Origin of the sequence: Propionivibrio sp. (genome assembly GCF_041441355.1) — a bacterium.
Classification (GTDB): Bacteria; Pseudomonadota; Gammaproteobacteria; order Burkholderiales; family Rhodocyclaceae; genus Propionivibrio.
This window is the reverse complement of the sequence record NZ_JASDTF010000011.1, coordinates 64,122-77,449: the sequence shown is the minus strand read 5'-3', so window position 1 is coordinate 77,449 and position 13,328 is coordinate 64,122. Positions and strand designations below refer to the sequence as shown.

The window sequence follows — 13,328 nt, the reverse complement described above, 5'->3', positions numbered from 1 at the left end:
GCACCAAAAAAACGAGGCCGCTCGCGGCGGCCTCGTGGTGATCGTGGGCTGGAAGGGGGTGCGGGATCAGCGCTCGGCGACGCGCTTGGCGATGTGTCCCAGCGCTTCCTCGACCTGGTCGATCAGGATCAGGCACAGGTCGCCGTCCTTGAGTTCGGACAGCGCGGTGTCGATGGCTGCGAATTCGCCGCGGATCTCGAGCACCTCGTGAGCGCGCGTGGCGCCTTGCAGACCGTCGCGCAGCAGTGCCAGCACTTCGCCGTCGGCGCGGCCGCGCTGGCACTGGTCCTGATAGAGCACGACGCGGTCGAAGGCGCCGCCGAGGATCTGCGTCTGTTGCCGGATGTCCTCGTCGCGGCGGTCGCCGGCGCCGCTGATGACCACGGTGCGCCGACGCTGCGCCTTGCTGGGCATGCGGTCGATGGCGTCGACCAGCGCCTGGATGGCGTCCGGATTGTGGCCGTAGTCGGCGATCAGCGTCGCGCCGCGATAGTTGAAGACGTTGAAGCGTCCCGGGGCGGTCTGCTCGTCGTTGACGAAGCCCGCGAGGCCCGCCTGGATGACCGCCCAGGGCAGCCCCAGCGCCCATCCGGCGCCGAGTGCGGCCATCGCGTTCTCGATCTGGAAGCCGATGGCACCGCCAGCGGTGACCGGAATGTCGGCCAGCGGCACGCGGTGTTCGAAGCTGCCTTCGAGGGCGACGAGCGAATCGCCGTCGAGGTAGATGACGCGCTTGCCCTGCGCGCGGTGCATGGCCATCACCGGGTGGTTGCGGTCGAAGGCGAAGAAGATGACCTTGCCCGGGCAGGTGTCGGCCATGCGCGCGACCATCGGATCGGCGGCGTTGAGCACCGCGTAGCCGGTGTCGGGTTTGACGTTCTGCACGATCACCCGCTTGACCACCGAGAGGTCCTCGACGGTGGTGATGTAGGAGAGGCCGAGGTGGTCGCCCTTGCCGATGTTGGTGACCACGGCGACGTCGCAGCGGTCGAAGCCGAGGCCTTCGCGCAGCACGCCGCCGCGCGCCGTTTCGAGCACCGCGGCATCGACGTCGGGGTGGAAGAGCACGTTGCGCGCGCTCTTCGGGCCGCTGCAGTCGCCGGTGTCGATGCGCTTGCCTTTGATATAGACACCGTCGGTGCTGGTCATGCCGACGCGCTGGCCGTTGTTTTCGAAGATGCTGGCGATCAGGCGCACGGTGGTCGTTTTGCCGTTGGTGCCGGAGACGGCGACCACCGGAATGCGCGCGTCGTCGCCATCGGCGAACATGCTGGCGACGATGGCTTCGCCCACCGCGCGGCCCTTGCCGTACGAGGGCTGCAGGTGCATGCGCAGGCCCGGCGCGGCATTGATTTCGACGATGCCGCCGCCTTGCTCTTCAAGCGGCCGCAACACGTTGTTGCAGACGATGTCGACGCCGGCGATGTCGAGTCCGACCATCTGCGCGGCGGTGATGGCGCGCGCGGCGAATTCGGGATGGACGTCGTCGGTGACGTCGGTGGCCGAGCCGCCGGTCGACAGGTTGGCGTTGTTGCGCAGCACCACGCGCTGCCCCTTGGCGGGAATCGATTCGGCCGAGAGGCCCTCGACGGCGAGGCGGGCGAGGGCGATGTCGTCGAAACGGATCTTGGTCAGCGAGGTGGCGTGGCCTTCGCCGCGGCGAGGATCGCTATTGACCTGCTCGACCAGTTGGCGAACGGTATGCACGCCGTCGCCGATCACCAGCGGCGGGTCGCGGCGGGCGGCGGCGACGAGCTTGTCGCCGATGACCAGGATGCGGTAGTCATGCCCCGGCAGGTAGCGTTCGACGATGACTTCGCGGCTGATCTTGCGTGCCACGGCGTAGGCTTTTTCGATCTCGGCCTTCTCGGAGAGATTGACCGTTACGCCCTTGCCCTGGTTGCCGTCCTGCGGTTTGACCACCACCGGGGTGCCGATGTCCTGGGCGGCCTTCCAGGCGTCCTCGGCGTCCTCGACCGGGCGACCGATGGGCACCGGCACGCCGGCGGCGTGCAACAGCGATTTGGTGAGCAGTTTGTCCTGGGCGATGGCTTCAGCGACGGCGCTTGATGCATCGGTTTCGGCAGCCTGGATGCGGCGTTGCTTGCTGCCCCAGCCGAACTGCACGAGGCTGCCCTGGGTCAGGCGGCGGTAGGGGATGTTGCGCGCCACGGCGGCGTAAACGATGGAGCCGGTGCTGGGGCCCAGGCGCACGTCCTCGTCGAGTTCGCGCAGGCTGTGCAGGGCGGCGGCGAGGTCGAAGGGCGCGTCGGCGAGCGCGGCGTCGATCAGCTCGCGCGCCAGCTTGACGGCCAGGCGGCCGACGTCTTCCTCGCTGTATTCGACGGCGACCTGATAGGTGCCGACCTCGATGGTCTGCGTCGTGCGGCTGAAAGTCACCGGGCAGCCGGCCTGGGCTTGCAGGCCCAACGCGGCGTATTCGAGGATGTGGGCAAGGCTGACGACGGCGGCGGACATTGCCGGTTGGAGCAGGTCGATTTCCGGGAAACGCTCGCGCAGGCGGGTTTCAAAACCGGGCAGCAGGTTGATGTCGCGCTCGTTCTCGGCACAGGTGACGATGGCTTCGATCGCCGTGTGCCGGCTCCACAGGTTGGGGCCGCGCAGCGCCCGGATGCGGGATACTTCCATGAATGGTGTCCTCTGGTTTCGCGTTCTATGCGGGGTGCGTCTCGGGGGCGCTCAGCGGTCGCCGTCCTGTCCGGGCACGAAGGTCTCGATGCCGGTGCGCATGATGTCCGTGGGAATGCCCAGCGCCCAGGCCGCGGCAACCGCGGCGAGCACGTTTTCGACCTGTTCGCGGTTGGCGCCGCCTTCGCAAAGCGGCACGTCGGCGAGACGCGCGAGCGCCGTCTCGCCCTGCGTGCTGGCGAGCATGATCTGGCCGTAGCGCACGATCACCGCACAGTGGCCGTTTTCGAGGTGGGCGGTGATCGCCGGGAGGTCGGCGTCGTGGGCGAAGAAAATGGTTTCGCCGTCGCACAGTTCGGCCATCTCGACGAGCTGCGGATCCTTGGCGTTGAGCACCGCGGCGCCGGTCTTGAGCACCAGGTCGACCTGGGTGCGCATCAGGTTGAAGAGCTGCTTTTCCGTCTCGATGTAGAGGCGGCCGAGGTGACGCGCCGGGTCGATGTTGGTGATGACGCCGACCTGACAGCGGTCGTAGGCGAGGCCTTCGGTGAGGATGCTGTCGCCGCCGTTTTCGAGGACCGCAGCTTCGACAGCGCGGTTGAGCAGGATGCGGTGCGCCGACTCCCAGTTGGCGCAGTCGCGCTGGCTGGAGCGGCGGCGGTCGAGGAACAGGCCGTTGCTGCTGGCCAGCCCGGTGTGCTTGCCCGAGAGCGTGAGCAGGCGGGCGATCAGGTGGCAGACGGTGGTCTTGCCGTGGCTGCCGGTGACGCCGACGAGCGGGATGCGGCCGTCGGTGCCGCTCGGAAAGAGGTGTTCGACGATGGCCTTGCCGACCGGGCGCGGCTTCCCGACGCCGGGTTTCAAGTGCATCAAGAGGCCCGGGCCGGCGTTGACTTCGACGATGGCGCCACGCTGATCGGCGAGCGGCTTGGAGATGTCTTCGCAGACGAGGTCGACGCCGGCGATGTCGAGGCCGACGATGCGCGCGGCAAGTGCGGCGACTTCGGCGGTGTCGGGATGCACTTCGTCGGTGACGTCGAATTCGTGGTTGGCGTTGCGCTGGATCAGCACTTCGCGGCCTTCGGCCGGGATCGAGTCGGCCTCGAGTTTCTGGCGCGAGAGTTCGATGCGTGCGGCCGAGTCGATGCGGATGTTGGAGAGCGGGTGGTTCTCGCTCGAACCGCGGCGCGGGTCCGAGTTGATCTGGATGTCGACGAGTTCGCGCACCGTCGATTTGCCGTCGCCGATGACCTTGACCACGTCGCCGCGGTTGGCGGCGACCATCTTGCCGCCGATGATCAGCAGGCGGTGCTCGGAGCCCGGGATCGAGCGTTCGACGATGACGCCGCTGCCTTCGTCGACCGCGACTTCATAGGCTTTCTCGATTTCCTCGCGGGTGTTGAGGTCGATGAACACGCCGCGGCCATGGTTGCCGTCGGTCGGCTTGACGCACACCGGCAGGCCGATGTCCTGCGCCGCCTCCCAGGCGTCGGAGGGGCTGTCGACCTCGCGCCCTTCGGGGATCGGCACGCCGCAGTTGGCGAGCAGCGATTTGGTGAGGTCCTTGTCGCGCGAGATGCCTTCGGCGATAGCGCTGGTGCGGTCGGTCTCGGCCGTCCAGATGCGGCGCATCGCGGCGCCGTGCCCGAGCTGCACGAGGTTGCCGGTTTCGAGCAGGCGGATGTAGGGGATGTCGCGGTCATCGGCGGCGTCGGCGATGCTGGCGGTCGAGGGGCCGAGGCAGCGTGAGTCGGCGAGGTCGGCGAGGTCTTCGATTGCCGCGGCGACATCGAAGGGCCGGTCTTCCATTGCCGCCAGGACGAGTTCGCGGGCGTGCGCGAGCGCAGCGCGGGTGACGTCTTCCTGCCAGGCGCGGACGATGACTTTATAGACGCCGCGCGGGCCGGCTTCACGTGCCTTGCCGAAACCGCCGGGCAGGCCGGCGAGGTTTTGCAGTTCGAGCGTGACGTGCTCGAGGATGTGCGCCGGCCAGGTGCCTTCTTCCAGGCGCCGCACGAAGCCGCCGCGCTCGCCGTAGCTGCAGCGGTGCTCGATCAGCGAGGGGAGCATGGCCTTCAGCCGGTCGACGAAACCGGGGATGGTGTTCGACGGGCAGTCTTCGAGCTCGCCGATGTCGACGATGGCTTCCAGAACCGGACGGTAGGTCCAGAGGTTGGGGCCGCGCAGGTGGCGGATTTCCAGAAATTTGATGTCTTTGCTCATGGCGTCGTGATGGACTGGTGTGGCCGGATTATCGCGTGAATAACGCAGTCGGTGCGGTTTGGATTACGTGGGGCGTCGATGCGGCGCGAACTTAGAGGAAGCGGTCGAGAATCTTGCGGCTCGGCGCGTCGAGGGCACCGCGGTCGCGGATCAGGTAATGAATGCCGTGCGTGTCGGCGATCAGGAGTGCCGGCGGTGCGAGGCGGCGGATGTCCTCCTCGCCCTTGAGCACGAGGTCGGTTTCGCCGTGGTCGGTGACGACGCGCCAGGTGCTCGGCGTGGCGTAGCTCGAGACGCTGATGATGCGGCTGATGACCGGCATGAACTCGCGGCCGGCGAGTTCTTCGGCGACGATCTCGGCCAAGGCGCGCGGCAACTGTTCGAGGCGAGGAATCCAGGCCAGTTCGTGGCCGTGCGGGTCGACCAGGGCGATGCCGTCGTCGGGCGCGGTGATCGGGAAGGCGCGTACCGGCACGACGCCTTCGACGCGCTGACCATCGGCGGCGGTGAAGACGAGGCGACCGTGCGTGTCGCGCGAAAGCTGGTAATCGACGGTCAGGGCGTTCATGCGCGGTCTCCTTCTTCGCGGCCGGAGAGGTCGCTGCGGTTGCCGTCGCCTTCCGCGTCAACGTTGCGTGCCTGCGCCTGGTAAAGCCGGTAGTAGTGGCCTTCCTTGGCCATCAGTTCGTCGTGGCTGCCCAGTTCGACGAGGTTGCCGCGGTCGAGGACGACCAGCCGGTTGGCGTTGCGCAAGGTCGACAAGCGGTGGGCAATGGCGATCGTGGTGCGGCCGCGCACGAGGTTATCGAGGGCTTTCTGGATTTCCTTCTCGGTCGTCGTGTCGACCGAGGACGTCGCTTCGTCGAGGATCAGGATCTTCGGATCGATCAACAAGGCGCGAGCAATGGAGATGCGCTGGCGCTCGCCGCCCGAGAGCGACTGGCCGCGTTCGCCGACCAGCGAGTCGTAACCGTGCGGCAGGCGCAGGATGAATTCGTGCGCGTGCGCGGCGCGCGCCGCGGCGACGATTTCCTCGCGCGTGGCTTCCGGTTTGCCGTAGGCGATGTTCTCGGCGATGGTGCCGAAGAAGAGGAAGGGTTCCTGCAGCACCAGGCCGATGTTGCGCCGGTATTCGGCGACCGGCAGTGAGCGGATGTCGACGCCGTCGATCAGGATCGCGCCTTCGGTGACGTCGTAGAAGCGGCAGATGAGGTTCACCATCGTGCTCTTGCCAGAGCCCGAGTGGCCGACGAGACCGACCATCTCGCCGGGTTCGATGGTCAGGCTCACGTCGCGGGTGACGCTGCGCGTGCCGTAGCGGAAGCCGACGTCGCGCAGTTCGATGCGACCTTCAACCTTGGCGAGATGCACCGGGTTGGCCGGTTCCGGCACGCTCGAGACGTGATCGAGAACGTCGAAGATGCGCTTGGCGCCAGCGGCAGCCTTCTGGGTCACCGAGACGATACGGCTCATCGAATCGAGGCGGGTGTAGAAGCGACCGATGTAGGCGAGGAAGGCGGTGAGCACGCCGACGGTGATTTCATCCTTGGAGATTTGCCAGATGCCGAAGGCCCAGATGATCAGGAGGCCGATCTCGGTGAGCAGGGTGACCGTCGGGCCGAACAGCGACCACACCTTGTTGACCTTGTCATTGACCTCGAGGTTGTGCTGATTGGCGGCGCGGAAGCGCGCGGCCTCGCGTTTTTCCTGGGCGAAGGCCTTGACCACGCGGATGCCGGGGATGGTGTCGGCGAGGACGTTGGTGACTTCGGCCCAGATGCGGTCGACACGCTCGAAGCCGGTGCGCAGGCGCTCGCGCACCGTGTGGATCAGGAAGGCGATGATCGGCAGCGGCATCAGGGTGACGAGCGCCAGCCAGGGGTTGATCGAGACCAGGATGGCGGTGGTCATCGTGATCATCAGCACGTCGCTGGCGAACTCCAGGAAGTGCAGTGAGATGAAGAGGTTGATGCGGTCGGTTTCCGAGCCGATGCGCGCCATCAGGTCACCGGTGCGTTTGCCGCCGAAATACTCCTGAGAAAGTTTGAGCAGGTGCTCGTAGGTCGTCGTGCGCAGGTCGGCGCCGATGCGTTCGGAAACCAGCGCCAGCAGGTAGGTGCGCGCCCAGCCGAGCACCCAGGCGAGCAGCGCCGCACCGAGCAGACCCGAAAGGTAGAACGCCACCTGCGCGGGATCGATCGGGGTGCCGTTCTGGTAGGGGATCAGCACCTTGTCCATCAACGGCATGGTCAGATAGGGCGGCACCAGCGTCGCGCCGGTCGAGGCCAGCGAGAGCAGGAAGCCGGCCAGCAGCCGCCAGCGGTAGGGGTGGGCGAAGCGCCACAGGCGAAGCAGCGTCCAAGTGGACGGCGGGGTGTGGATTTCCTTGCTGCAGTTGGGGCACTCCTCCTGGCCGGCGAGGAGCGGCGTGTCGCAGCTCGGGCACAGCGCCACGTCCGGCTTGGGCGGATGCTGGCCGGTGGTGACGAACGCCAGGCGGTCTTCGAACTGGTCGATCAGGCGGCCGGCGGCGATGTCGCCGCCCAGCGTATAGCGCCACAGGGCGAGCCGGCCTTGGTCGTCGGAGAGTTCCAGGCTGCCGACCCCGGCGTGGTCGCGGCGTGTCAGGCGCAGCCCGGCGCGCAGGTCGAAGGACTGCCAGTCGGCATCGTTCCCGACGTGCGCGAGCAGCCGCTGGTCGGTGAGGACGACGATCCCCGGCGCGTAATTGAGGCGAGCGTCGAGGTCGAGTTCGAAGCCCGCCAGCTGCGTTTCGCGTGGCGCGAGGTGGGCGTCGATCTGGGCTCGCCAACGGTCGGGCAGGGACGTCGCCGACAGGGCAGGCAGAGTGTTGGCGCCATCTGCGCCGTTGTTCTTGTCGTTCATCGTCAGAAGAAAGAAGGCCTTGCTTGAGCGGCAAGCCGGCAAGTATACCCGTGTTCGGTTGGGGTCTGCTTGTCCGGCTGTAACCGTATTGGGACGCGCGGTGACGGAAAGCGCCTTTCGAAGGGGCGGAGTGATACCTTGCAATAGAGATTAATTCTCATTTAAAATGAGATTGGTTCTTGTTTTCGGTGTTTAATCCGTCCCCGGTCGTCCGGCCGGAATCGAAGAAAGGTTTTTCATGAAGTTCAGGATGTCCCGTCCTCAACGCAACACCTTGTGCGCCGGTTTACTGGCCTTGTGTACGGTTTCTGCGCATGCCTTGCAACCTTTGGTGACCGACGACACCGGTACCCAGGGCCAGGGCGGCAACCAGCTCGAATTTTCCTGGACCGAAGAGCGCGCCAGGACGGCGGGCGAGACCGAGCGCGCGCGTACACTGCCCGCAGTCTATACGCGCGGCGTGAGCGAGCAGCTCGACCTCTATCTCGGGGTTGCGCACCAGCGCCTGCACGGCGGCGGTGCGACGGCGAGCGGCCTGGGCAATCCGACGCTCGGTGCCAAATGGCGTTTCTACGAAAACGAAGCCAGCGGCACGAGCTTGGCGTTCAAGCCCGAAATCCTGCTGCCGGTGAGCGAGGGGCGTGAGCAGGATGGCCTGGGCGCGGGCAAGACCTCCGGTAACCTGAGTTTCATCCTGTCGCAGGACGTGCCCTTCGGCGCCGTGCACGTGAATGCCGGCGTCGGGCGCGAGCGGTTCAAGAACCGCGAAGAAAATCCCGACGCCTCGATCTGGCGTGCCTCGGTGGCACCGGTGTGGGACGTGAATGAGCAGTGGAAGCTCGCGTTCGAAACCGGTGTCGAGTCGGCCAAGGCCGCCGGCGAGCGGGTGCGCACCAGTTTCTATCAGGTCGGCGCGATCTATTCGCCGAACTCGAACGTTGATCTGGCCCTCGGGCTGATGCGCAGCCGGGACGATGCCTCGCCCAAAACGCGCACGGATACCGTCAGCGCCGGCCTGACCTGGCGGTTCTGAGACGGGAGGAAAAGATGTCAACACACGATAGACAGGGCGCCGGGGCCGGCGTCGAAACCCTCGACCGTTGGCCGGTCGGTACGGTGGGCGTGGTCAGCGCGTTGCGTGCGCCGGGCGAGGCGCCCGAATGGGCGCGGCTGCTCGACGAGATCGGTTTTACCGTCGGCGAGCGCGTCGAAGTGATGGTGCGCGGCGTTCCGGGGGGCGATCCCCTCGCGGTGCGCATCGGCGATTCGACCTTCGCCCTGCGTCGGGCCGAGGCGGCGTGCATTGAGGTGTGTCGCGAGATGTCGTCGGAAGGCGGTGCGCAATGAGTGCGAATCAGGCGGTGATGCACTTCCACCGGCCGGGGCCCTTGCTGGCCCTGGTCGGCAACCCCAACTGCGGCAAGAGTGCGCTCTTCAATCTGCTCACCGGCAGCCGGCAGAAGGTGGCCAACTACGCCGGGGTGACCGTCGAGCGCGTCGAGGGCGAATGCCTGACGCAGTCGGGCAAGCGCTTGCGCGTGCTGGACCTGCCCGGCGCCTACAGCCTCTATCCGCGTTCGCCCGACGAGCGGGTAACCTGCGACGTGCTCTACGGCCGCGCCGCCGACGAAAAACGCCCCGACCTCGTGGTCTGCGTCGTCGATGCCACCAACCTGCGCCGCAACCTGCGCTTGGCGCTGGCCGTGCAACGCCTCGGCCTGCCTTGCGTGGTGGCGCTGAACATGGCTGACCTGGCCGAGAAGCGCGGTTTGAACATCGACCTTGAGGCGCTCTCGACCGAGTTGGGGATGCCGGTGGTGAGCACCGTGGCGATTGCCAGGGACGGTGCCGACGACCTGCGCGCCCTGCTCGAACAGCCCGAGCGCTGGGCAGCACGGAGCAACGGGGTGTCCGCCGATGCGGGCAGCGACCACACGCGGGTGCAGTCGATCCTCGAACGCTTGGGGCTGGCCGAAACCGCGCCGCATGCGCCGAGCGACCGTCTGGACCGCGTCGTGCTGCATCCGGTGTTCGGGCCGCTGCTTCTGGCGGCGATCCTGTTCTTCGTCTTCCAGGCCGTTTTCGCCTGGGCCGAGGTGCCGATGGACATGATCGAGGCGGGGGCCGGCGCCTTCGGCGAGTGGGTCGGCGAATGGCTGCCTGAAGGCTTGCTGCAGAGCCTGATCGTCGACGGCATCATCGCCGGCGCGGGTGGGGTCGTCGTCTTCCTGCCGCAGATCGTCATCCTCTTCTTCTTCATCCTGGTGCTTGAGGAATCCGGCTACCTGCCGCGCGCCGCCTTCCTGCTCGACCGCATCATGGGTGGCGTCGGCCTCTCCGGGCGTTCGTTCATCCCGCTGCTGTCGAGCTTCGCCTGCGCGATTCCGGGCATCATGGCCGCGCGCACCATCGCCAATCCGCGCGACCGTCTGGTGACCATCCTCATCGCGCCGATGATGACCTGCTCGGCGCGCCTGCCGGTCTATGCGCTGCTGATCGGCGCCTTCGTGCCGCAGCAGGAGGTGTTCGGCGTCCTCGAATTCCAGGGCATCGTGCTCTTCGCCTTGTATGTCGCAGGCATCCTCGGGGCGATGGGCGTGGCCTGGGTGCTCAAACGCTTTACCGCCGGCGGGCGTCAGGTACGGCCGCTGATGATGGAGTTGCCGATGTATCACCTGCCGCGCGCCGGCAGCATCGCCCGTGGCTTGTGGCATCGCGCCGGCATCTTCCTCAAGCGTGTCGGCGGCATCATCCTGCTGATGAGCATCGTCCTGTGGGTGCTCGCCACCTTCCCCGAGATGCCCGAAGGCGCCGTAGGCTCGGCGATCGAGTACAGCTATGCCGGGATGATCGGGCGGGCGATGGCCGTGGTCTTCGAGCCGATCGGCTTCAACTGGCAGATCTGCGTTTCATTGATCCCGGGGCTGGCGGCGCGCGAAGTCGCGGTCAGCGCGCTGGGCACCGTGTATGCGCTGTCGGGCGAGGAGGACGAGATCGCCGAAGCGCTCGGCGGCCTGATCTCCGCCGACTGGAGCCTGGCCACCGCACTCGCCATGCTCGCCTGGTATGTCTTTGCGCCGCAGTGCCTGGCGACGCTGGCCGCGATCAAGCGCGAAACGGGAGGCTGGAAGATGCCGTTGATTTCCGCCGGCTACCTGTTCGCCCTGGCTTATGTCGCGGCCTTCGTGACCTACCGCGTGGCGCTGGCCTTTGGCGCGTAAAACGACGCGCGCGTCAGACCGAGGGGCGGCCGGGGTGACCCGGCCGCCTTGTTTCCTGCGGGCTCATCGCAGAGGCGGCGAGACGCGCATCCGTTTGGCCAAGGCCGCGTTGGCGTGCGCGTCGCCGGGCGTCTCCAGGCCCGCGATGACGCCTTCGCGGTCGGCCGCGTCCTTGTTCTGGCTCAGTTTCCATTTGCCTTCGAGGCGTGTGATCGGAATTTCGATGCCGACGATCGCCTTCATCTGCGCCGCAAGGTAGTCCGCCGGCGCCTCGTCGACCGACCACGGGCGCGGACGCTGCTTTTCCTGCAGGGTGCTCAGGTCGTCCAGTTGGCGGCGGAGCCAGGCCGGGTCGTCGGTGACGCGCGCCTGTCCGTGCGCATGCACCGTGACGTAATTCCAGGTCGGGACGGCGCGCCCGGTCTGCGCCTTGCTCGGGTACCAGCTCGGGCTGACGTAACCGTCCTCGCCCTGGAAGACGAGCAGACAGTCCGGGGCCTCGGCGAGCACGGCGCCGAGCGGGTTGGCGCGCGCCAGGTGGGCGCGCAGCACCCCGTGCAGGCCTTCGTCCGCGTACAGCACGACGGGTAGCGGCGTGGCGTCGAGGCCCTCAGGGCCGTGGCTGACGAGCAGCGCCAGCGGGTGCTCGCGCATCAAGGCGTGCAGGACTTCGGGGCGGTCTTCCTTGAAACTGCGAGGGATGTACATGGGCACCTCGGGCGCGAAAGGGTCAGCCGAGCCGGCGGCGCAAGGCGGCGCTGGCTGCATCGACAGCGACCGAAAGCGCCAGCATCGCGGCGATGACCGTGGCCGCCTGGGCGTAGTGGAAGAGCGAGAGTTCGAAGTAGAGCAATTGCCCGAGGCCGCCGGCGCCGACGAAACCGAGGATGGCGGCCATGCGGACGTTCATCTCCCAGCGGTAGAGCGTGTAGGCGACGAGTTGGGGCAGCGCGGCGGGCAGCGTGCCGTAGAGAAAGGCCAGCGGCGCGCGCGCGCCGGCCAGGCGCAAGGCGGCGTGCGGCGTGGCCAGGGCGTTTTGCAGCGCTTCGGCATAAAGCCGGCCGAGGACGCCGGCGGTGTGCAGGGCCAGCGCCAGCACGCCGGCGAAGGGGCCGAGGCCGACGGCGAGGGCGGTCAGCGTGGCCCAGACGAGTTCGGGCACCGCGCGCAGGATGTTGAGCGCCAGCGTCCACGGCGCGCGCCAGCGCGGCAGGGCCAGCGCCAGGCCGGCCACCGCGGCGATGAGCGTGCCGACGGCCGAGATGGCCAGCGTTTCCCAGGCGCCGCGGGCGACGCGCGCCAGCCAGGCGGGCGAGAGGTCGGGCGGGAAGAAACCGGCGACGAAGGCGGCGACCGAAACCGCCGCGTGGACGGTGAACAGCTCGGAGAGGCGCAGTTCAAGCCACAGGAAGCTGCTCGCGATGGCCGCGCCGAGGGCGACGGCGAGGGCTGCAGCGCCCGCTCCGAAGGGCGCCGGGCGGGCCGCCGCGGGCGCATCGAGGCGGCGGCGCAGGGTGCCCGAAAGCGCGTCGGCGGCGAGCACCAGAACAACGAAGGCGGCGAGGATGCTTGCCGCTTCGCCGCCATTGAGCATCTTCATCGCCTGGTCCATCAGCTGGCCGAGGCCGCCGGCGCCGACGAAGCCCATCACCACCGAGGCACGGATCGCGCATTCCCAGCGATAGACGGTGTAGGAGACGAGTTCGCCGGCCGCCTGCGGCAGGAGGCCGTAGAGCAGCGCCAGCGGGCGCGGCGCGCCGTTCTGGCGCAAGGCGTCGGCTGGGCGGCGGTCGACCGATTCGAGGATTTCGGCATAGACCTTGCCCAGCATGCCGCCGTAGGTGAGGCCGAGGGCGAGTACGCCGGCAGCCGGCCCGAGGCCGAAGATGCGCACGAAGACGAGCGCCCAGACGAGCTCGGGCACGCCGCGCAGCACGGTGAGGACGAGGCGGGTGCCGGGGCGCAGCTTGGCGCGTTCGCGCGCCGCGTTGCTGACCCGGTAGGCGAGTGGCAGTGCCAGGAGCACGGCGAGCGCCAGCCCGGCGGTGGCGATGGCCAGCGTTTCGAGCGTGGCGCGCGCGAGCAGGGTGAGGAAAAAAGCGTCGCTCGCGGGCGGCAGGAAGCCGGCGAGAAAGCCGCCGACGACCTTCAGGTTGCCGGCGTCGAAGAGCGCGCCCGGGCGCACCCCGGCGGCCTGGGCGAGCGGCCAGAGGACGGCGATCGCTACGAGCAGGCTGGCGAGGCGAGGGAAGAGCGCGGGGTCGCGCGGGGCGGCGGAAGGCATGACGGCGGTGTTTGCGTGGCGGCGAAGGCCGTGTGTTGAGTGTGTTGACTGCGGACGCCGCGATT

General features: G+C 67.8%; 9 protein-coding genes. 3 read left to right on the top strand and 6 right to left on the bottom strand.

Annotated elements, in window-relative coordinates; all coding sequences use genetic code 11:
- Positions 1 to 66: 66 nt before the first annotated feature.
- From cphA to QMB55_RS03475, 4 genes are all read right to left on the bottom strand, one after another.
- A complete protein-coding gene (cphA, locus tag QMB55_RS03490) occupies positions 67 to 2,649 on the bottom strand; it encodes a cyanophycin synthetase (protein WP_497587275.1) in 2,583 nt (860 codons plus the stop codon).
- Between the two features lie 51 nt (positions 2,650 to 2,700).
- A complete protein-coding gene (locus tag QMB55_RS03485; protein ID WP_497587274.1) occupies positions 2,701 to 4,872 on the bottom strand; it encodes a cyanophycin synthetase in 2,172 nt (723 codons plus the stop codon).
- Between the two features lie 91 nt (positions 4,873 to 4,963).
- On the bottom strand, positions 4,964 to 5,440 hold the full coding sequence (locus QMB55_RS03480) for a cyanophycin metabolism-associated DUF1854 family protein (protein WP_497587273.1): 477 nt from the start codon (positions 5,438 to 5,440) through the stop codon (positions 4,964 to 4,966).
- Positions 5,437 to 7,758 carry a cyanophycin metabolism-associated ABC transporter gene (locus tag QMB55_RS03475; RefSeq protein ID WP_497587272.1) on the bottom strand — a complete coding sequence of 774 codons (2,322 nt, stop codon included), beginning with the start codon at positions 7,756 to 7,758 and terminating at the stop codon, positions 5,437 to 5,439. The genes QMB55_RS03480 and QMB55_RS03475 overlap by 4 nt, the downstream gene beginning before the upstream one ends.
- A 250-nt stretch (positions 7,759 to 8,008) precedes the next feature.
- On the opposite strand from QMB55_RS03475, the gene QMB55_RS03470 reads away from it, so the two are divergent.
- The 3 genes from QMB55_RS03470 to feoB are packed head-to-tail and all read left to right on the top strand — an operon-like array spanning position 8,009 to position 10,979.
- On the top strand, positions 8,009 to 8,791 hold the full coding sequence (locus QMB55_RS03470) for a transporter (RefSeq protein ID WP_497587271.1): 783 nt from the start codon (positions 8,009 to 8,011) through the stop codon (positions 8,789 to 8,791).
- Between the two features lie 14 nt (positions 8,792 to 8,805).
- Positions 8,806 to 9,105 (top strand): FeoA family protein, encoded by a 300-nt coding sequence (locus QMB55_RS03465; RefSeq protein ID WP_497587270.1) that lies wholly within the window; start codon positions 8,806 to 8,808, stop codon positions 9,103 to 9,105.
- On the top strand, positions 9,102 to 10,979 hold the full coding sequence (gene feoB, locus QMB55_RS03460) for a ferrous iron transporter B (protein ID WP_497587269.1): 1,878 nt from the start codon (positions 9,102 to 9,104) through the stop codon (positions 10,977 to 10,979). The genes QMB55_RS03465 and feoB overlap by 4 nt, the downstream gene beginning before the upstream one ends.
- 63 nt (positions 10,980 to 11,042) lie before the next feature.
- Here the strand turns inward: feoB and QMB55_RS03455 are convergent, their stop codons facing one another.
- Both QMB55_RS03455 and QMB55_RS03450 read right to left on the bottom strand, forming a co-directional pair.
- Complete coding sequence (locus tag QMB55_RS03455) at positions 11,043 to 11,687, bottom strand: FMN-binding negative transcriptional regulator (RefSeq protein ID WP_497587268.1); 645 nt, start codon at positions 11,685 to 11,687, stop codon at positions 11,043 to 11,045.
- 22 nt (positions 11,688 to 11,709) lie between these two features.
- On the bottom strand, positions 11,710 to 13,263 hold the full coding sequence (locus tag QMB55_RS03450; RefSeq protein WP_497587267.1) for a PhnE/PtxC family ABC transporter permease: 1,554 nt from the start codon (positions 13,261 to 13,263) through the stop codon (positions 11,710 to 11,712).
- Between the last annotated feature and the right edge of the window lie 65 nt (positions 13,264 to 13,328).

Coding starts and splice junctions, on each gene's coding strand:
- feoB (WP_497587269.1), top strand. CDS start 9,102: ATGAGTGCGAATCAGGCGGTGATGCACTTCCACCGGCCGGGGCCCTTG.
- QMB55_RS03475 (WP_497587272.1), bottom strand. CDS start 7,758: ATGAACGACAAGAACAACGGCGCAGATGGCGCCAACACTCTGCCTGCC.
- QMB55_RS03450 (WP_497587267.1), bottom strand. CDS start 13,263: ATGCCTTCCGCCGCCCCGCGCGACCCCGCGCTCTTCCCTCGCCTCGCC.
- QMB55_RS03470 (WP_497587271.1), top strand. CDS start 8,009: ATGTCCCGTCCTCAACGCAACACCTTGTGCGCCGGTTTACTGGCCTTG.
- QMB55_RS03455 (WP_497587268.1), bottom strand. CDS start 11,687: ATGTACATCCCTCGCAGTTTCAAGGAAGACCGCCCCGAAGTCCTGCAC.
- QMB55_RS03485 (WP_497587274.1), bottom strand. CDS start 4,872: ATGAGCAAAGACATCAAATTTCTGGAAATCCGCCACCTGCGCGGCCCC.
- QMB55_RS03465 (WP_497587270.1), top strand. CDS start 8,806: ATGTCAACACACGATAGACAGGGCGCCGGGGCCGGCGTCGAAACCCTC.
- cphA (WP_497587275.1), bottom strand. CDS start 2,649: ATGGAAGTATCCCGCATCCGGGCGCTGCGCGGCCCCAACCTGTGGAGC.
- QMB55_RS03480 (WP_497587273.1), bottom strand. CDS start 5,440: ATGAACGCCCTGACCGTCGATTACCAGCTTTCGCGCGACACGCACGGT.